General features: G+C 52.3%; 16 protein-coding genes. 9 read left to right on the top strand and 7 right to left on the bottom strand.

Translation table 11 applies throughout. The features are described 5' to 3' along the window. Positions 1-5: 5 nt before the first annotated feature. Positions 6-1496, bottom strand: a complete 1491-nt coding sequence (gene yfcC, locus QWY20_RS09770) for a putative basic amino acid antiporter YfcC (RefSeq protein WP_330128835.1) — start codon at positions 1494-1496, stop codon at positions 6-8. Between the two features lie 66 nt (positions 1497-1562). After that, complete coding sequence (locus QWY20_RS09765; protein ID WP_330128834.1) at positions 1563-4481, bottom strand: TonB-dependent receptor domain-containing protein; 2919 nt, start codon at positions 4479-4481, stop codon at positions 1563-1565. A gap of 400 nt (positions 4482-4881) precedes the next feature. Between QWY20_RS09765 and QWY20_RS09760 the strand changes: the two genes are divergently transcribed. Both QWY20_RS09760 and QWY20_RS09755 read left to right on the top strand, forming a co-directional pair. Further along, positions 4882-6396 carry a cyanophycinase gene (locus QWY20_RS09760; protein WP_330128833.1) on the top strand — a complete coding sequence of 505 codons (1515 nt, stop codon included), beginning with the start codon at positions 4882-4884 and terminating at the stop codon, positions 6394-6396. Positions 6397-6422: 26 nt separating this feature from the next. After that, positions 6423-8717: an ATP-binding protein gene (locus QWY20_RS09755; RefSeq protein ID WP_330128831.1), complete on the top strand. Its 2295-nt coding sequence runs from the start codon at positions 6423-6425 to the stop codon at positions 8715-8717. On the opposite strand, the gene arcA is transcribed toward QWY20_RS09755, so the two are convergent. Beyond that, complete coding sequence (gene arcA / locus QWY20_RS09750) at positions 8718-9428, bottom strand: two-component system response regulator ArcA (RefSeq protein ID WP_330128830.1); 711 nt, start codon at positions 9426-9428, stop codon at positions 8718-8720. Between the two features lie 195 nt (positions 9429-9623). Next, a complete protein-coding gene (locus QWY20_RS09745) occupies positions 9624-11243 on the bottom strand; it encodes an ATP-binding protein (protein WP_330128829.1) in 1620 nt (539 codons plus the stop codon). Positions 11244-11377: 134 nt separating this feature from the next. Between QWY20_RS09745 and QWY20_RS09740 the strand changes: the two genes are divergently transcribed. Beyond that, the gene (locus QWY20_RS09740) at positions 11378-11773 is read left to right on the top strand and encodes a DUF3293 domain-containing protein (protein ID WP_330128828.1); all 396 of its coding nucleotides are present in this window, start codon (positions 11378-11380) and stop codon (positions 11771-11773) included. On the opposite strand, the gene QWY20_RS09735 is transcribed toward QWY20_RS09740, so the two are convergent. The 3 genes from QWY20_RS09735 to trmB are packed head-to-tail and all read right to left on the bottom strand — an operon-like array spanning position 11756 to position 13845. Next, positions 11756-12076, bottom strand: a complete 321-nt coding sequence (locus QWY20_RS09735; protein ID WP_330128827.1) for a hypothetical protein — start codon at positions 12074-12076, stop codon at positions 11756-11758. The two genes, QWY20_RS09740 and QWY20_RS09735, sit on opposite strands and share 18 nt — an antisense overlap. A 4-nt stretch (positions 12077-12080) precedes the next feature. After that, the gene (locus QWY20_RS09730; protein ID WP_330128826.1) at positions 12081-13118 is read right to left on the bottom strand and encodes a methyltransferase; all 1038 of its coding nucleotides are present in this window, start codon (positions 13116-13118) and stop codon (positions 12081-12083) included. 1 nt (position 13119) lies between these two features. After that, the gene (gene trmB, locus QWY20_RS09725) at positions 13120-13845 is read right to left on the bottom strand and encodes a tRNA (guanosine(46)-N7)-methyltransferase TrmB (RefSeq protein WP_330128825.1); all 726 of its coding nucleotides are present in this window, start codon (positions 13843-13845) and stop codon (positions 13120-13122) included. A 132-nt stretch (positions 13846-13977) separates the two neighbouring features. Between trmB and mutY the strand changes: the two genes are divergently transcribed. The 6 genes from mutY to rlmM all read left to right on the top strand — a co-directional run bounded on the left by mutY (position 13978) and on the right by rlmM (position 18461). Next, positions 13978-15018, top strand: coding sequence for an A/G-specific adenine glycosylase (gene mutY / locus QWY20_RS09720; protein ID WP_330128824.1), 1041 nt, complete (start codon positions 13978-13980; stop codon positions 15016-15018). Between the two features lie 91 nt (positions 15019-15109). Continuing rightward, positions 15110-15382 (top strand): oxidative damage protection protein, encoded by a 273-nt coding sequence (locus QWY20_RS09715; RefSeq protein ID WP_330128823.1) that lies wholly within the window; start codon positions 15110-15112, stop codon positions 15380-15382. Positions 15383-15424: 42 nt separating this feature from the next. Further along, positions 15425-16360, top strand: a complete 936-nt coding sequence (locus QWY20_RS09710) for a transcriptional regulator GcvA (RefSeq protein WP_330128822.1) — start codon at positions 15425-15427, stop codon at positions 16358-16360. After that, positions 16323-17012 carry an alpha/beta fold hydrolase gene (locus QWY20_RS09705; RefSeq protein ID WP_330128821.1) on the top strand — a complete coding sequence of 230 codons (690 nt, stop codon included), beginning with the start codon at positions 16323-16325 and terminating at the stop codon, positions 17010-17012. The genes QWY20_RS09710 and QWY20_RS09705 overlap by 38 nt, the downstream gene beginning before the upstream one ends. Beyond that, the gene (locus QWY20_RS09700; RefSeq protein ID WP_330128820.1) at positions 17005-17391 is read left to right on the top strand and encodes a DUF423 domain-containing protein; all 387 of its coding nucleotides are present in this window, start codon (positions 17005-17007) and stop codon (positions 17389-17391) included. Before QWY20_RS09705 ends, QWY20_RS09700 begins: the two co-directional genes overlap by 8 nt. Continuing rightward, complete coding sequence (gene rlmM, locus QWY20_RS09695) at positions 17388-18461, top strand: 23S rRNA (cytidine(2498)-2'-O)-methyltransferase RlmM (RefSeq protein ID WP_330128819.1); 1074 nt, start codon at positions 17388-17390, stop codon at positions 18459-18461. The genes QWY20_RS09700 and rlmM overlap by 4 nt, the downstream gene beginning before the upstream one ends. Positions 18462-18553 lie beyond the last annotated feature (92 nt).

Raw genomic sequence — 18553 nt, 5'->3', positions numbered from 1 at the left:
CCTCGTTATTGGTAGCCGATTGCTACAGCCAGCAGCATCGCCAGGCTGGCCAATAAGAACAGCCACAAATACAGTTTCCAGGCAAAGCGGGCCCACAGGGTCCAGTCCACCCGAACTACCCCCAAGCAGCCAATCAGTGCTGCTGAGGTTGGGATAATAATGTTAGTCAGGCCATCGCCGAGCTGAAATGCCAGCACCGCAATCTGTCGGGAGAGACCGACCAGATCTGCCAAAGGAGCAATCAATGGCATGGTCAGTGCTGCCTGACCAGAGCCGGAGGCAACAAAGAAGTTAAATACCGATTGCAGTACCAACATAAACCAGGCCGATAGCCAGGCTGGTAAATCGCCCAGCGCCTGGCCGGAGTAGTGCAGCAGGGTATTGAGTACCGACGGTGTTTCCGGATTATCACCGCCCAGAATTAACACAATGCCTTTGGCCATACCAACAATAAGCGCAGCAGGCAATAGCTCGGCGGCACCTTGCTTAAAGGCATCCGCAGCACCATTGACGGTTAAGCGGCCGCCTAAAATACCCAGCACGGCTACCACTAAACCAATAGTAAAGAACTGACTGGCAATTTCCGGAATATAGTAACCACGCGTAGTGACACCCCAGATGATCCAGCTAAGGCCGGCAAAAAAGGCCAGTAAAATCACCGTATCCACGCCGGTGTAATGACTGTGCTCCTGTTGCTTGCCTTGCTGTTGTGCTTTCACCCGCACATCGCTGGCGTAACTGGGCGATAGCTCCGGGTTGGCTTTGATGCGGCTGGCGTAGCGCATGGTAAAGATGGTACCAAATACTGTGAGCACCAGCCATAATCCATAGCGAAACTCAGCGCCGGACATCAGCGGGATATCGGCAATCCCCTGAGCAATGGCGATGCTGAACGGGTTCATCCAGGAAGCAGCAAAGCCGATTTGGGTTGCGACATAGGTGACCAGAACTGTGGTAATGGCATCGTAGCCCAGGGCATACATCAGCGGTAATAGCACGATGCAAAAGGCAATCGCCTCCTCGCCCATACCAAAGATGGCGCCACCTAACGAGAACAGCACAAACATGATAGGGATAAACAGCGCCTCCATGTTTTTGGTTTTCTCAATCAATGCCAGGATGCCGTTGTGGATGGCGCCGGTACGCATAATGATGCCAAATGCGCCGCCCGTCAGCAGAATAAAAGCAATGACGCCAATTGCTGAGCCCCATTTGGAACCAGAGACCATGCCTTCAAAGGCATAATTTAAAAAGCCTATGCCACCGCCTTCAGCGAAGAGGGGCACGCCATGCTGTTGCTCGGTGTCCAGTGCAAAGCTGGCCGGATCGATGCGTTGTTGCAGCTCGACCTCGCCGTTTTGTTCAACTTCTACCTGCTGCATGCCAAAGCTGCCTGCCGGGATCAGGTGACTGGCAATTGCAGCCAGTACCATCACAAAAAACAGGATCACAAAAGCATCAGGCATGTTGACCGGTTGTTTCACCGCGGTTTTCATAACGAATTAGCCTGTATCGTTCTGTTGGAAAGAAGGAGGGGAGCAAAGCTCCCCTGAGACTGCTTCTTAGAAGAAGTAAGTAAAGGATAAACGATAACTGCGTCCCATGGCATTATGATTGATTGAGTCAAAGCCACGGCTGCTGCCGAATACCCGTGGAGGATCCCGATCCAGCAAGTTATCGATGCTGAAGTTAATAGCAGCATTGTCAAAATCATAACCGACACTGGCGCGCAGCGTCGTCCAGGAGGCGACTTGACGACCACCATCTTCGTTCAGCTCACCTAAATCTTCCAGTTCCCAAATATTACGACGGCGTAACCGGCTGATATCATCTTCATAAGACGAGGTATAAAGCGCGGTTAAGCCCAGGAACAAATCATCGTTGCGCCAGGAAATGCGTGCACTGCCGATATTGCGTGGGTAGCGATAGGTGCCAACCAGCGATTCGACTTCATCCGAACCCGCTTTATTGCGCTTAAAGGACAGGTAGTTGGTCCAGTCGATATCCAGGCCCAAACGGCCGCCGGCGAAGTCCAGCGTGTGCTTGAAGCTGATATCCAGGCCTTTCACTTCCTGCTGGCCGACGTTTTCCAGTTGGATTACGTGATCGCGTAGCAGTGGCAGTTCAGCAAAGCGTGGATCGAACTCATTGACATAGGCATCCAGAATTTCACTTAAGTTAGCCCCTTGCTGGTCAATTCGCCGGCCAGCGGCATCGGTCACTTCACAGACATCCGGATTGTAGGCGATACCGATTTGACCTTGTGGTACCAGACCACAATGACGCACCGATGCATCGGTAGCTGTGCGTGCCAGCATTGCCGTCATATCGGTATCAACCAGCCGCTTGTGGTCAAACTGCCAGTAATCGATGGTGATGGTGGTATCCCGGGTTGGGCTCCAGGCCAGACCCAGGCTGATGGACTCTGAGGTTTCAGCCTGCAAGTTCGGGTTGCCCAGTTCCAGCACATTCGGGCTGCTGGTAAAGTTTTGACCTTCACAGTAAAGATCAGACACCGTCTGATTGGCAGAGCAGTCGTAAGTGGCTGTGGTGGTTCGCAGCTGAACACCTGCCTGAGTTAATGATGGCGCACGGAAAGAGGTGGCCCAGGAACCACGCAGGATCAGCTCATCCACCGGGCGCCAGGTCAGGCCTACTTTCGGATTGAAAGTACCACCAAAATCATTGTAATGGTCATAGCGTGCAGCTGCCAGCAGCTCGACCCGCTCAGCCAGTGGCACATACACTTCGGCAAAAGCTGCCGCCTGATTGCGGCTGGCAGCCGATAAGCTCGAGCCAAAACCATACACATCTACCAGATAGTTGTTTTCTGGTCGGGCCTGAGCATTCAGAGATGGCGTGTCGGTAATTTCTTCCCGGCGCAGTTCCAGGCCCAGAGCGGCACCGACAAAGCCGTGTGGCATTTCAAACAACTCGCCACTAAAGCGGGCATCCCAGCCATACACTGTGCTGCGACCATCCCGGGTAGGTACTTCCTGAGCTATCGCCAGAATCGCTTCGTTGCCAGGGTCATTTTGCAAGAAGGGGTTGTAGACACCCGCCAGGCCAGCGCCAGAAGCACAACTTAAATTGGTGCCATCGTAACTGGCGATGCTGCCATCCAGGCAGAGTTCACCGGCAATACCGGCATGGTACTTGTAACGATTGTAGATACCAGCGGTTGCTTCCTGGGTAGACTTGGAGCGGGATAATAAAATGGCGCTTTCCCACTCCCAATGACCAATATCACCGCCTAAGGATGAGACCAGACGAATGGCTTCGCTTTCTACTTCAATGGTTCTTGGATCATTGAAACGGGCATCAAAACGGAAACCCCAAAGGCGCTGGCCTGCTTCAGACCAGAAGGGATCGATCCAGATTTGATCGAGTAAGTCATTGCGGATAGCGTCCGGGAAGATATCCAGTGCAGTTTCCTGCACCCAGGGGCCCTCGGTATCGTCTACCTGATCAATAGGAGCCGGGCTTGAGAACGCAGTTGACTTGGTACGGCTGTAAAACAGATCGGTATTCCAGCGTAAGCCATTGGCTAAATCGCGGTTAAACAAAAAGCCAACAGAGGCACTTTTAAACGGGCTGACCAGCACATCGTCTTCATTGCTGTAGTAAGCACAAATTTCTTCACCAAACTCAGTGGTGACAAAGTCGGTTTTACAATCCGGGCTACCAATCTCATCACCAGAGCGTGCCGACCAGAAGTAAATATTTGGTGTGCCTTTCGGTAAGTAAGAGTAGTTGCTGACCAGTGCCGGCTCACGGGTAAAACTGCGATCCTGAGCGGTCAGCATTTTACGGTCAAAGTAATCGGCAAACACGGTCAGGTTGCCGCCGGCGACCTGACGGCCCATCACAAAGTTAATATTGGCACGGCCATCATTGCTCGACGCTGTGCTGTTGCCATAGCTCAGGTTGAGCTCGGCGCCGTCGTAATCACTTTTTAAGATGTAGTTGATAACACCGGCTACCGCATCGGCACCGTAAATCGCGGAGGCGCCGGTGGCCAGTACTTCGACCCGCTCAATGGCGGCCAGGGGAATGCTGTTGATATCGACAAAGTTTTGCGTGCCAGCAGCAAAGGAAGAGGCGGCAACCCGACGACCATTGATCAGCGTCAGCGTCGAAGCGGGGCCAAGGCCACGCAGGGATGCCGCAGCCTGACCACCAGGAGTGGAGGTGGAGGTAGCGCCACTTTCCGAGGTGGAGAAAGTACCACTACCGCCGCGCACCTGGCCCAAATCACGCAGCAGTTCATAAATATCGCTGGCGCCAGAGTTTTTAATATCTTCAGAGGAAATCACCACCAATGGCTGCGTGCCTTCAAGATCCACTCCGCGAATGCGGGATCCAGTGACTTCAATTCGTTCGAGCCTGGCTTCTTCGGTTGCCACTTGTTCATTCGCCAGCAGTGAACCAGAGACCAAAGCAGTTGCAATAGCTGTGGCTAATACAGAAATTTTACGCATGATGTTACACCTGTGCTGCTCGACGGGCAGTTGCACAGCAGACTCTGCCTGGTATAGGCAAAAGACCACAGATCAGACTGCGAGCGTCGATATCGTTTTATGTTTGATGTTGGTAAAACTTAGTGGGCAGGAACCAATAACACCTGCCGGTCATGGCTAACCGGTTGTGCTATTCGTTAAACCACTCAGAGAGGTAGTAAGACGAATAGTGATATGAACTAAGCTGTACTGCTTTTTTCAGCATATCGCTACCCTGGAACAAAAATGCGTCAAATTCTGCCTATAGATTTATCTCTAATTGGCAAGGAAGTCAATACAGGATACTCTATGCTGCGATAAAAATAACAATAAAACAGGTCCACCCCTGTCTGAAAAACCACAAAATGAAGCAAACTAAATCATGAACAAAACTCTCCAGAAAGCTGTATTTTCAGTGATATTGGCTGCAAATTCACTGCATGCTGCCGAAGATAATCAACAACAGCATCAGATGATGCTACTGGGTGGTGGGGTCAGTATCTGCACTACCCATTCAGCAGACAGTTGTTTGGCAGCAGCAGAGTTGCCAACCACAATTTCAGCGGAAGGCGGCGAGCAAGTCTTGTTGCAACAAACCAAAGATCCTTTTTCACGGGATTTAATGCCTGCATTTGTACGAACGGCTGCGGCTTTTTCCAAGCATGACCAACCTAAGGTGCTGGTGGTGACTGCCTCCTCGGCCAATCCATTTGGCGCGGTTGATTTTTATCTGCAGTTGTTTGAACAAGCCGGTGCCCAGGTTGCGTGGCTGCCTATCCATAACGCCTATCAGCAGGCACAACGTCTGGGGGCTGAGCAAGGCTGCAGCCAACTGGATAGCTTGTTTGCCAAATACCATGGGTTGGAAAATCCATCCGGGCGTTATCCTGAGCTGATGGCCTACCAACGGGATGTTTGCTTGGGCGGTCATGCTCGCAGCGTGGCAATGATTGAAGCGGCCGATGCAATTTTCTTCAATGGCGGTGATCAGTCCAGAACCTTGCTGGCATTACGGACAGAAGATGGCCAGGCCTCCCCTGAGCTAACAGCGATCCAACGTGGGCTGGCAGAAGGAAGATTGTTGGTCGGAGGTACCAGTGCCGGCACTGCGGTGATGTCGGGCAGTGCAACAGCTGGAGTGCCGATGATTACCAATGGCGAGTCGCGGCATGCATTGGCATTTGGTGCCCACGCGACTGAACCACCGGAGCGCGACTGTGATGAGGCCGGTACTTGTCCTGATGGCCTGCATGCATCATCTTTGACTTACAATCCACAGGGCGGAGTTGGGTTATTCCCCTGGGGGATTCTGGATACACATTTTTCAGAACGTGGCCGCGAGGGCCGATTAATCAAATTAGCGCTGGCCACGCAAACCCGTTTTGGCTTTGGGGTGGATGAAGCCACCGCTTTGCTGGTCTCGGTGCCAGTGAGACAGCCAAACGAAGTCTGGTTTGAAGTGCAGGGCAAGGGGGGCGTTTTTATTGCTGATCTTGCCAGCGCTAACCAACACAGGCAGGATAGCAGTCTGACGATTGATGCAGTAACTACGCATTACCTGACGCATGGTGACCGCGCTTTGCTGCGAGATGGCGAGCTGAGTATTCAATTTGCGGATTGGAAGCAGGCTGTGAGTGAACGTCAAGCCGAGCCGCTGCTGATGGATAAGGTATTGCAGCAGGATCATTTTAAGCAGCTGGCTCACCAGTTGTGCATCAGTGATCAGCCGTATGCCAGAGGGCAGGATCAGTTAGCGGCCATCGAATTTTCACTGCAATTAAGTCGCAGCGAGCAGAGTCAAAGCAAGCAAGGCGTGATAGTGAAAGATGAGCAGGCGTTTAGCTTTTGCTCGTATCAGCATCTGGTGTTGGCACTCAGCGCGACCCTGAACCCTTAGCAGTTAGAGCAAAGAAAGAGGCATTGATGGCGGTTCAACCTGTGCATCCTATGGTCAAAGGTTTAGCAGAGCGCTTACGGCAGTGGGGCTGGCTGCAGCTGATGGCCCTGGTACTGCTATTTGTAGTGTTGGCGGCAACCTTATTGGCACTGGGTGTATCGGTGTTGCTTGGTGCAGGCATTCACTGGGATACCGTGTTAACGGTTTTGCTGCTCACCACGCTGATTGCCCCTTTAGCCTTGGCCCTGGTGTTTTATCTGATTGAACAATTGGACGCCACCTTGCTGTACCTGGAAGACTCCAGCCGACAGGAAAAGGTGCTGAATCAACACCTGCAGGAAAACATCCGCCAGTTAAACTTTGAAATTGAAGAGCGTAAAAAAGCGTTTCAGGCCAAGCGCCGGGCCATTGATGAGCTGCGCAAAGAAATCCTGGAGCGTAAAAAAGCCCAGCAAGAACTGGAGGAGCAAACCCTGCTGATCCGTTCCATTGTCGACAGCTCGCCCGATTTATTTTATTACCGCGATGAAACCGGCCGTTTTGCCAGTTGCAACAAAATGTTTGAAGTCATTATGGACAAGCCCGCAGCGGAGTTGCTTGGCCGTCATCCGGCAGATATTTTCAAAGATGATACGGTGCCTTCTGCCATTTTGAGCGACCATGAGGTCACCACTCAACAATCAGAGCTGATCCTGGATGTGGAGTTTAGCGACCGCAAGGGGCAAAGCCTGTGGTTTGAAATGCGCAAGGTACCCTTCTTTGATAAGCAAGGCCGTTCCATTGGCTTGCTTGGTTTTGGCCGGGATATCACCTCGAGGAAGCTGGCCGAACAAGCACTGGAAAAAGCCTATCAGGACAAAGGCAAGTTTATTGCGACCTTAAGCCATGAATTGCGCACACCGCTCAATGGCATTGTTGGTTTGACCCGTCGCTTGTTGGATAGTGAGCTGGCTGAGTCGCAACGCAGCTGGAGCCAGACTATTTTCACCAGTGCCGAAACTCTGGGCAATATTTTCAATGATATTATCGACCTGGATAAAATAGACCGGCAGGATCTCGATATTGTGTATCAAAATGTCGAAATCAATGGTTTTGTCACCGACATCAAAAACTTTGCGGAGCTTATTTGCCAGCAAAAAGGATTGGAATTTGAGCTGGTGCTGCAAGCGCCGGCTGACTGTTATCTGCAGTTGGATCCAACCAGAGTGCGACAAGTGCTATGGAATCTGTTGAACAATGCCGTGAAGTTTACTGCTCAGGGGCGGATTAGTTTGCACTGTGAATTACTGCAGCATGACACGACCCAATTGCTGTTAAAGGTGACCGATACCGGTATCGGGATTAGCCAGCACGAGCAAGCGCGGATCTTTGATATGTATTACAAATCCAGTGATGGACGGCGCTTGAGTGTGCTCGGATCCGGGATTGGTTTATCGGTATCAAAAGCTCTGGTGGAGGCGATGGAGGGTTCGATCTCCTTAGAAAGCTCAGTCGGAACCGGCAGTTGTTTCGAGATTTTATTACCAACCCGCTTGGTTAGCCAACCGAAACAACAAGCGATTGATTGTCCTGAATTGACCATTCTGTTGGTAGAGGATGTACCACTGAATGCCGATATTGCCATCAGCTTGCTGGAGCAGCGCGGCCACACCGTGATCCATGCTGAAACCGGTGAGGATGCACTGGCTTTGTTGGAAACGGAAGATGATCTGGATCTGGTACTGCTGGACATGCAATTACCCGATATGACCGGCGATCAAATAGCCAAAACCATGCGTCAGGAAATGCATCTGAAGCATTTGCCGATTGTGGTGTTAAGTGCCAATGTGCGTAAAGCCGAAGAGCAATTAGCCGGGATCAGGATTGATGGCGCTTTAGCGAAGCCACTCAATACCAACAACCTGGATCAGTTGCTGGCGCAGTTATTCTCCCCCAGTGCCGTGAAGACGGCTGCGACTCAACCGGCTCCGGAGTCGGATTACATGCTGGATCTTGCTACCCTGGACGATTACATGCAATCGCTTGGCAAAGAAACCATGCTGCGCAGCGCTAAGCTATTTGCTCAGCTGTTGCCAGGCTATATTAATAAGATGCTGGAAGAGGCCGTGCATCAGCGGCTGCAGGCTTTTCAGGAAGCAGCGCATACCTTAAAAGGCGCGGCATCCTCGGTCGGTTTGCTATGGGTGCAGAAGCAGGCGAAAAAGTATGAGGCAATGTCAGAGCCAAATTGGCTGCAGTTGGAGCGGCAGTTGGTCGACTTTCATTTAACAACAGAGCGGCACCTGGCCGCTCTGTATGACTATCTGGAACAGGATAGCTGATTAATCTTTGTCGATATTACCGACAAAACGATATCCTTCACCGTGAATGGTGCTGATCAGTTCCGGTGTATCCATGTCGGTTTCGAAATGCTTACGGATACGGCGGATAGTGACATCCACGGTCCGATCATTCGGGCGCAGCTCACGGCCAGTCATATGACGGATCAACTGCTCACGGGTAAAGATTTTACCGGGGGTATCCAGCATCAGACGCAGGGCGCGGTATTCACCTTTCGGTAAACGGCGTGACTCACCTTTCGGTGAAGTCAGGTTGCGGCTGTTTTCATCCAGCGTCCAACCATTGAAGGTGACTACACTTTTGTGCTCTTCCACTACCGGTTGAGCCACCGTGCGGCTTAACAGATTGCGTGCCCGAATGGTCAGTTCACGTGGGTTGAATGGTTTGGTCAGGTAATCGTCTGCACCAATCTCCAGGCCCAGAATACGATCAACCTCGCTATCGCGGCCGGTCAGGAAAATCAGGCCAATCTTTTCTTTCTGACGTAATTCACGTGCCAGAATTAGGCCATTTTTACCTGGCAGATTGATGTCCATTACGATCAGATTGACTTTGCTCTCAGCCAGGCGCTGATTCATTTCTTCGCCATTAACGGCTTCAATCACATCGTAGCCTTCACCTTGAAACAGGCTGACTAAATTGGAGCGGGTAACTTCTTCATCTTCAACAATCAGAACGACAGGGGTCTGCATATAATTAACCTTATGTGAATTTTGTTTGATTTATGAATCGTTGTGACACTTTGATATGACAGAACATTGTCAATTAATTCTCAATTATAGCTTTACTTGCCTTTGTTAACAAGTGGTATTGTTAACATTTAGCGCAGTCTAAAGTAATTCATCGCATTTAAGCCCGTGAGTTGAAACAAATCAATGGGTTAATCTTTAATCATCTGCGGCAATAAGTACAGGAAACTCAATAAAAACATGCACTCCTTCGCCAATTGAGCTTTCCAGCTGAATTTTCCCCCGCAAGGCCTGGGTCACCAGGTTATACACCAGGTGAAGACCAAGACCGCTTCCTCCTTCCCCGCGTTTGGTGGTGACAAAGGGATCAAAAATTCGCTTGCGGATGTGCTCCGGCACACCGGCGCCATTGTCCTGGTAAATCAGCTGGCAGTGATTGTTTTCGGTCGTCACCGTGATGATAATTTTGCCTTGCTGCTGGTCACTGAATGCATGGATCAGGCTGTTCATAATCAGGTTGATCAATATTTGATTGATTGGGCCTGGTTTGCTTTCCAGCTGCAAATGCTCTGGGCAGTTGACGACCACTTCATGGCTAGTCTTCTTCAGATTTGGCCGCAGTGATAGCAACACCTCATTGATGAGTTGCAGCATATTAAAGGTACGGGCGTTATCGCTAGATTGGTCCACTGCCACTTGTTTAAAGCTGCGAATAAGGCTGGCGGCACGTTCCAGGTTTCGGTAGACAATGCCAAGGTTCTCCTGTGCTTCACCAATAAAGCGTGACAACTGTGAGGAGGTAAGCTTTTTGTCCTGAAAATTTTGTTCGATAACTTTCAATTTGTCCTGCAGTAATGTCGATGCGGTGATACCAAGGCCTATCGGGGTATTTACTTCGTGCGCGATGCCGGCAACCATTTGCCCGAGGCTGGACATTTTTTCGGTTTCCACAATCTGGTTCTGGTACTGGTGCAGGGTTTCCAGTGTGTTCAGCAACTCCTGATTCGACTCCTTCAACGCCTGGGTGCGTTCCGAAATTTTTTGCTCCAGCCCCTGGTTGAGCTGGCGTATTTCCTGTTCAGCACTTTGCAGTTTATTAAACTGACGCTCAATTTTATCCAGCATCAGGTTCAGCGCTTTGCTAAAAGCTTCTACTTCGTCCAGATTGGTTTGTGGCGCACGCAAACTAAAGTCCTGGGTTTTGGTAATGGTTTGTACCTGATCCAGTAAAATTTTAATTGGCCTGGTGAGCCATTGTTGCAGTCGGTTTGTGGCGAGAAAGGCCAGCAACAAGGCCAGTGCTGCTATAGCAATATCCGATAAAATACGGTTCTGGGTATAACCGGATAACTCCACTTTATTGGCGCGCAAATAGGTATAGCCGATCAGCTGACCGGAAAACTCAATCGGCGCCATCATTTCCAGATAATGGCGGCTTTGTTGTGGTGTTAGCAGTTCTGGCAAGCGATGAAACTGTGTCGGGTAAGGACCTATCGTTTGGCGGTTGTAACTGCTAAAAAAGACCGGTTCAGCGGCATCAGCTTCCAGGCTGTAAATATGAATGTTGTTGATCATGGGAACGGCAGAAAAAGCTTGCAGTTGCTGCGCCAGCATATCAGTGTCATTCTGATAAAGGGCAGCTGCCGAGCTGATGGCAATAATGGTGGCATAGGCTTCCAACTGATGCTGAAGCTTACGGTATTGCGCATTGATATCATGAATACTGGACAGAGCGAGCGATGCAATCAGGGTAAGGCTGCAAATCAGCATCACGATACTGATCAGCATTCCTTTAATCGAAAACGTTTTTTGCATCATAGGGTTGTCATATTCCAAGCATGCATTTGATGCTAGTATTCACCTGACTATGATGTTATGCAGAAAAACTCTATTTCGCAAATTACGGACATGCTTTTTTCGTCGACAGGCAAAATACGCTGATGGAGGCTAGGATGTCATTATGGCACTTGTATCAAGATGTGGCCTTTATCAGTTATCAGCCTTTTGCCAAAGACAGCTGTTTTGCCATTATCAGTGTACTTAACCCGCGGGGCAAAATAGCAACACCGGGTCAGAATCTTTGCCGCCATATGGCTTTTGCTGCTCGAGTGCATGCTGCCAGGTTGCGTTATCGGAAAATTACCGGAGCTTCGGGGGATTTGAAGTTTCTGGAACCAAGCTGGGCGGTCTTTTGTAGTCGGGAGCAGGCAGAGCAATATGCGTTGGAGTGGCAGCAAAATGCACTTTACTGGGTTGAGCAGGATCAGTTGTGGTTGTTACCTGCGTTGCTGCAGCATGAGCCGGTAGTGTTGGGGCGCTTTTCAGAGCGCTTAATCCTCGCGCCGTAAAACGCGCAGGATCGGCTCCAGTTCCATTCCCAGTTGCGCTTCTAATTGGCGTCTGTCCATACGTTGACGGATCTGCGCTACTTCCGACTCTGGCTGTTGCAAGAAGGGCTGAAAATCGGTGACGCAGATACAACGGACCGCAGCTGTTTGCTGATCGGGCAGTTGCATCAACCGGTACAGTTGATGCGGGCAGGGCAAAGTGCGGTTTGGCTGTTGCAGACACGTATCCGTTAAGGTTGAAGCCGAGGCTGAAAAAGACAGCCCCATCAATACCGTTCCAAGTAATACTGTCTTGACACCCATGGCGTTATTTCCTCGTTTTCAAACACTGGTAAATGGTAAAACCATGCGCTTGTGCCAGTATAGTACAGTGGCCAAAGCTTTCCTTAAGCCAATTCTGATAAGGCAGGTGGTTGTTGGCTACCAGTGTCAGACTGCCGCCGTCAGATAACCTGGCAGGGCAGGCCCGGATAAAGGCTTCGGCAATGCTGTAATCGGTTTTTTGTCCGGTATGAAACGGCGGATTGCTGACGATATGCTCAAACTGGCCAGGCTCTGCGGGCAGCCCATCAGCAGCCAGCACAGTGCCGGTTAGCTCATTGGCTGCCAGCGTTGCTGCAGTGGCCGCGGTGGCAAGGGTGCTGACATCGGAGGCATAAAGGTCAATGGCAGGCTGACTGGCCTTTAAATACGCCGCAATCACACCGCAGCCGCAGGCAAAGTCCAGTACCCGGCCAGATTGAACATGCGCCAGATGCTGCAGCAATAAGGCAGTGCCTTTATCCAGGCTGCCATGGCTGAACACGCCAGGGTAGGAGTGCAGGCGCAATGCCATGCCGTTGAGGGTGACATCAAAAGTTTGCGCATGGATGCTGCCGGCAGCAGGGCGCCCATTGACCACAAACCAGAGGGCATGGCGGGCATTATCCAACTTATGTGCGTTCAGCCCATGGCTTTGCAGCTGTTTGGGCAGTGTTTTGATGCCACTTTTATTGTCCCCCACCACAAAGATAGTCGCCTCTTCCGCCAGCACCGGCTGCAGTTGCTGCAACATTAACGTCAGTTGCTCTTTGCTTTTCGGGTAAAACAGCACCGCGGTCTGAAAGCGCTCAGTAAAATCGGGCTTAAGACCGGTGCTGCAAGGATAACCGGCTTGTTGCCAGCGCGCGGCGACAGTTACCTGGCTGCTGAACACCGCAAGCTGCTCGCGGTAACTGGCTGGCAGCTGACCGGCTAACTGATCCAGAGTCGGTTCCATCAGCAAGGTGGGGCCGGTAAGATCGGCCAGATTTCGCAGCAGCATCTGGCTGGCGCTGCTAAGCATTGGGCTGGCGCTGGCGGACATCTCAGTGCTCCCGCTTAAACATCAGGTCCCAGACGCCATGGCCAAGCTTTTTACCGCGCAGCTCAAACTTGGTGATCGGGCGATGCGCCGGGCGCTCGACATAATCACCGTTGGCCGACAGGTTGCTGAAGCCTTCTGCCGCCTGCATCACTTCCAGCATGTGCTCCGCGTAATGTTGCCAGTCGGTGGCCATATGAAACACACCGCCGATCGCCAGCTTTTGCCGCAGCTGCTGCACAAAGTCTGGCTGCACAATACGGCGCTTGTGGTGTTTTTTCTTCGGCCAGGGATCCGGGAAAAATAACTGAATGGTGGCCAGGCTGTTGTCTGGGATCATTTGCGCCAATACGTCGACCGCATCGTGCTGAAACACCCGCAGGTTGCTGATACCCGCGGTTGCTGCATCAGCCAGGCAGGCGCCAACGCCGGGGCGGTGTACCTCAATGCCGATAAAGTTTTTTTCCGGCGCTGCGGCGGCCATTTGCACCAAAGATTTGCCCATGCCAAAGCCAATTTCCAGCACGGTATCGGCCTCACGGCCAAACAGGGCGGTTAAATCCAGTGGTGCGGGCTGGTAATCGACTCCCAGGGTAGGCCAGTGTTGCTCTAATGCCAGTTTTTGTGCCTTGGTCAAGCGGCCTTCCCGCAGTACAAAGCTACGAATTTTACGCATGTAAGAGGTGGTTTCTGCGCTTTCGTCAGCGGCTGTGGTTGGCTGTTCGCTCATGGCGTGCTCCGGCATTGCAATTGGGCCGCGTATTATCGGTGTTCTTTAGCAGAAGCTCAACCCGCTTTTTTCAGCATAGCCGGGCTTTAGTGGGCTGCGGTATACTAACCGGGTTTGCAATGCGGAGGTTGTGTGCAAGGTACTGATTTACTCGATAAGCATCCCCTTGGGGCCGGGCAGTTTGCCGAGCTGGTGATTGGCTGGCAACAGCAGCAAGGGCGGCATGATTTGCCCTGGCAACATGAGATTACGCCCTACAAGGTGCTGGTTTCCGAGCTGATGCTGCAGCAAACCCAGGTCACCACCGTGATCCCCTATTTTGAACGCTGGCTGCAGCGTTTTCCAACCATAGAGGCGTTGGCCGAGGCGGAGCAGGATGAGGTGATGACGCTGTGGCAGGGGCTTGGCTACTATGCCCGGGCCCGCAATTTGCACAAAGCGGCTCAGGCCATAGCCAAGCGTGGCAGCTTCCCGGCTGATTTGGAGACCTTGCAGCAAATTCCGGGCATTGGCCGCTATACTGCCGGTGCCATTTTATCCTTTGCTTACGATGCTTATGGCCCCATTGTCGATGGCAATGTGCGGCGCTTATTTTGCCGCTTGTTTGCCTTGGAGGGCTATGCTGGCCAAAGTCAGCTGGAAAAACAGCTGTGGCAGTTGGCAGAGCAATTGACCCCACAGCAGCACAACCGCCGCTTTGCCCAGGGCTTGCTGGATTTAGGCGCGACCCTTTGCACCGCCCGCCGGCCCGACTGTGCCAACTGTCCACTGCAAGCGGGCTGTCAGGCCTATGCTAGGCAGCAGGTCGAGCAGTTTCCGATGGCAAAGCCCAAAAAAGCCAAGCCAAGCCGGCAGGGGCATTTTTTATGGGTGCAGCAACAGGGCCGGTTGTTGCTGGAGCAGCGGCCCGATCAAGGCATTTGGTCCTCGTTACTGACCTTGCCAGAGGTGGCCGCTGAGCACCCGCTGCTGCAGCAAGCCGAGCCGGTTGGCAGTTTTCGCCATCAGTTCAGTCACTATCAGTTGGATGCCACCATCTGGCAGCCACAGCAGCAGGTAGAAGAGACACCCCGGCATGGCTGGTATGCCAGCCGGCAATTGGCCGATATCGCCTTGCCGGCCCCTATTCGCAAGTGGATTGAGCAGCAGTTAAAGCAATCTGCTGTGGATTAAGATAAACTAAGCGCAACTAGCAGGTTAAGCGCGATACCAGCATGTGAAGCGCACTACTTAGCATGTGTAGCGCAATAGAAGAGGCGAAGTGATGTCACGTACCGTTTTTTGTCAGTATTTACAAAAAGAAGCTGCCGGGCTGGATTTTCAGTTGTACCCGGGCGAGCTGGGTAAACAGATTTTCGACTCGATCAGCAAAGAAGCCTGGGGCCTGTGGCAAGCCAAGCAGACCATGCTGATCAACGAGAAGAAGCTGAATATGATGGATCCTGAGCACCGCAAGTTGCTGGAAACTGAAATGAAAGCCTTCTTGTTTGAAGGCAAAGAGGTGGCTATTGAGGGCTATACGCCGCCCAAAAGCTGATTCGGCTTTTTTCACCGCACTTACGGGAGACCTGGCTAAGCCATGGCGCGACGATTACCTCCGCTCAATGCGTTAAAAGCTTTTGAGTCTGCAGCACGGCATCTGAGTTTTACCAGAGCCGCCGAAGAGCTGTTTGTGACTCAGGCGGCCATCAGTCACCAAATCAAAGCACTGGAAGATCATCTGGGCCTGAAGCTGTTTTTACGCAAAAACCGCTCCTTACTGCTGACCGAAGAAGGCCAGGGGTATTTTCAGGATATCCGCGACATCTTTTTGCAGCTGCACGATGCCACCGAAAAACTGCTGGCGCGTGGTGCCAAAGGCTCCCTGACGGTCAGTATGCAGCCCAGCTTTGCCATTCAGTGGCTGGTGCCCAGGCTGAATTTATTCAGTGAACAGCACCCGGATATTGATGTTCGGATCAAAGCGGTCGATCAGGACGAAGGCTCGCTGACCGACGATGTCGATGTGGCGGTGTACTATGGCCGTGGCAACTGGCGTAATCTGCGCTCAGACAAGCTGCAGGCCGAATACCTGTTGCCTGTGTGCTCGCCGCTGCTACTCAGCTCCGGCAAGCCGTTATCGGAAGTGACTGATTTGCGCTTTCACAACCTGTTGCACGATGGTTCGCGCAAGGCCTGGAAATCCTGGTTTGCCAGTCAGGGCTACAAGCACTTTAATGTCAATCAGGGGCCTATCTTTAGTCACTCCTCGATGGTGTTGCAGGCAGCCATTCATGGCCAGGGGGTGGCACTGGCGCACAATGTGCTGGCGCGGCCGGATATCAGCTCGGGCCGTTTAATTGTCCCCTTTAACCATGTGCTGTTATCCAAAGATGCCTACTACCTGGTGTGCCGTGAAAGTCAGGCCGACTTAGGCAAAATTACCGCCTTTCGCCAATGGTTAACGGCGGTGGTGCAGCAGGAGCAGGAACAGTTCAATGAGCAGCAATTTACCAATGCCGTCGCCGCTGATTGAGCGCCCGGCCAAGCCGCTAGCCCGTTTGCTGCTGGCGCATGGTGCCGGTGCCGGCATGCAGGGCGACTTTATGCAGTGGCTAACTGCTGCGTTGGTGGCCGAAGGCATCGAGGTCTGGCGTTTTAATTTTCCCTATATGCAGCAGCAAGTGGCGGAGCAAAAAAAACGCCCACCCAACCCGATGCCAACACTGCAACACGCATTTATCGAGCAACTGCAGCAGTGCCCGACCGATTTACCGCTGTTTATTGGCGGTAAATCCATGGGCGGACGGGTGGCCTCGATGCTGGCGGTTGATGCGAGCTTACCGATTGCCGGTGTGCTGGCCTATGGCTATCCATTTCATGCACCTGGCAAAGATCTGTACCGCACCGAACACTTCGCCGTCCTTGCCAGGTCGCTGCTGATCCTGCAGGGCGAGCGCGATACCTTTGGCAATAGCTTGGAGCTTGCCGATAAGCACTGGCCTGACGTCAGTCTGCACTGGCTGACCGATGGCGATCACAGCTTTAAACCGCGCAAAAAAAGTGGTGTTACTCAGTTAGCGTTGATTGCCGAGGCGGCAGCTATCAGCCGGGGCTGGATTGAAACAGTGCTTGCCGCACAGAGCGATGCTAAGCACTGGGCTCAGCACGGGGCACAGCATGCTTAGCGCTAGCTTGCTAAAGCTTAGCAACAGCCTGGCCGGGCTCTATGGCGCGGCTCTGGTCGCATTGGCTGCTGTCACCATGCATTTGGGGCTCAAGCAGCTTACTGCAGCCGAGCTGGCGGTGGTGGTGAGTGCTTTGTCGATGCTGGCGGTGCATGCGCTGGCGATTTTGCTGCTGGGTACTAAGCCATCGCCCGGCAAGCTGGAAGCCGCCGCTCTGCTCTGTTGGCATCTGGGCACCTGGCTGTTTGTTTATACCTTATTGGCCGGCGTGTGGCAGTTACCGCTGCATTTTGGCCGTTTAGCCCCTGTTGGGGGGCAATTGATGATACTGGGGTGGTTGCTACTGGCCATCAGCCCCTGGTTTGGGAAACACAAATGAAGCAATTATTGCTCTATTGCCGCGCTGGTTTTGAAAAAGACTGTGCGGCTGAAATTCAGGACAAGGCCGCTCAGCATGAGGTGTTTGGCTATTGCAAGCTCAGCAATCACAGTGCTTATGTGATTTTTGAGGCCTACGATGGCGAAGCCCTGCTGCATTTTTTTCGTACCTTCGCCTTATCGAAATTGGTGTTTGCCCGCCAGTGGTGCTTGCTGCTGGAGCCGTTATTGGAGCTGCAGCCGCACGATAGGGTGAGCACAGTGCTGGAAGCAGTCACTACGCATGAGCTGCAGGGCTGTGGTCAGCTGCGGGTAGAATACCCGGAAACCAACGACGGCAAGACCTTATCGACGCTGGCGCGCAAACTGACAGTACCGCTTAGGCTGGCACTGCGCAATCAGGGGACTCTTACGGCGAAAGAACGCGATGATAAACCGGTGCTGCATCTGTTTTTACTGTCCGGCAGCGAGGCCATGCTGGGGCTGAGTTATCCGAAAAACAACAGCCCGCTCGAAAACGGCATTATGCGGTTAAAATCGCCGAAAGAGGCCCCCAGCCGCAGTACCTTAAAGCTGGAAGAGGCCTTTTTAACCTTTATTCCGGCCAGTGAACGGCCACAGCGTTTAGCTCCAGGTTTAAATGCAGTGGATTTAGGTGCCAGCCCAGGCGGTTGGACTTACCAACTGGTGCGGCGCAGCATGATGGTGACCGCCATCGACAACGGCCCGATGGATCCGGCCCTGATGGAAAGCGGCCAGGTCAAACATTTGCAGGTGGATGGTTTTAAATTCCAGCCTGCCAAACAAAATGTTTATTGGCTGGTCTGCGATATGATTGAAAAACCCGATCGGGTGGCGATGCTGATCTGCGACTGGCTGATCAATGGCTGGTGCCAGGAAAGCATTTTTAACCTGAAGCTGCCAATGAAAAAGCGCTACGAGATGGTCGAGCAGGTGCTGGAGCAGGTGCATCTGCGCCTGCACGAAGCGGGCATCCGCTATCAGCTGCAGGCCAAGCATTTGTACCACGATCGCGAAGAAGTGACGGTGCATATTCAGCGTAAGTCATAGCGCCTGTTTGTTGTTTGCTTTTGACCGAAAACCGCCATCGTATCAAGTGGCGGTTTTTTTATCGGGGCAAGGCAGCTGTGCTTTTGCGCAGC

It is taken from the genome of Alkalimonas cellulosilytica (genome assembly GCF_036325985.1).
Lineage (GTDB): Bacteria > Pseudomonadota > Gammaproteobacteria > Enterobacterales > Alteromonadaceae > Alkalimonas > Alkalimonas cellulosilytica.
Note: the sequence above shows the minus strand (reverse complement) of the source record. Positions and strands in the feature narration are given on the sequence as shown.

Coding starts and splice junctions, on each gene's coding strand:
- QWY20_RS09755 (WP_330128831.1), top strand. CDS start 6,423: ATGGCGGTTCAACCTGTGCATCCTATGGTCAAAGGTTTAGCAGAGCGC.
- rlmM (WP_330128819.1), top strand. CDS start 17,388: ATGAAGCAATTATTGCTCTATTGCCGCGCTGGTTTTGAAAAAGACTGT.
- QWY20_RS09745 (WP_330128829.1), bottom strand. CDS start 11,243: ATGATGCAAAAAACGTTTTCGATTAAAGGAATGCTGATCAGTATCGTG.
- QWY20_RS09760 (WP_330128833.1), top strand. CDS start 4,882: ATGAACAAAACTCTCCAGAAAGCTGTATTTTCAGTGATATTGGCTGCA.
- arcA (WP_330128830.1), bottom strand. CDS start 9,428: ATGCAGACCCCTGTCGTTCTGATTGTTGAAGATGAAGAAGTTACCCGC.
- QWY20_RS09740 (WP_330128828.1), top strand. CDS start 11,378: ATGTCATTATGGCACTTGTATCAAGATGTGGCCTTTATCAGTTATCAG.
- trmB (WP_330128825.1), bottom strand. CDS start 13,845: ATGAGCGAACAGCCAACCACAGCCGCTGACGAAAGCGCAGAAACCACC.
- QWY20_RS09715 (WP_330128823.1), top strand. CDS start 15,110: ATGTCACGTACCGTTTTTTGTCAGTATTTACAAAAAGAAGCTGCCGGG.
- QWY20_RS09700 (WP_330128820.1), top strand. CDS start 17,005: ATGCTTAGCGCTAGCTTGCTAAAGCTTAGCAACAGCCTGGCCGGGCTC.
- QWY20_RS09710 (WP_330128822.1), top strand. CDS start 15,425: ATGGCGCGACGATTACCTCCGCTCAATGCGTTAAAAGCTTTTGAGTCT.
- QWY20_RS09705 (WP_330128821.1), top strand. CDS start 16,323: ATGAGCAGCAATTTACCAATGCCGTCGCCGCTGATTGAGCGCCCGGCC.
- QWY20_RS09735 (WP_330128827.1), bottom strand. CDS start 12,076: ATGGGTGTCAAGACAGTATTACTTGGAACGGTATTGATGGGGCTGTCT.
- QWY20_RS09765 (WP_330128834.1), bottom strand. CDS start 4,481: ATGCGTAAAATTTCTGTATTAGCCACAGCTATTGCAACTGCTTTGGTC.
- QWY20_RS09730 (WP_330128826.1), bottom strand. CDS start 13,118: ATGTCCGCCAGCGCCAGCCCAATGCTTAGCAGCGCCAGCCAGATGCTG.
- yfcC (WP_330128835.1), bottom strand. CDS start 1,496: ATGAAAACCGCGGTGAAACAACCGGTCAACATGCCTGATGCTTTTGTG.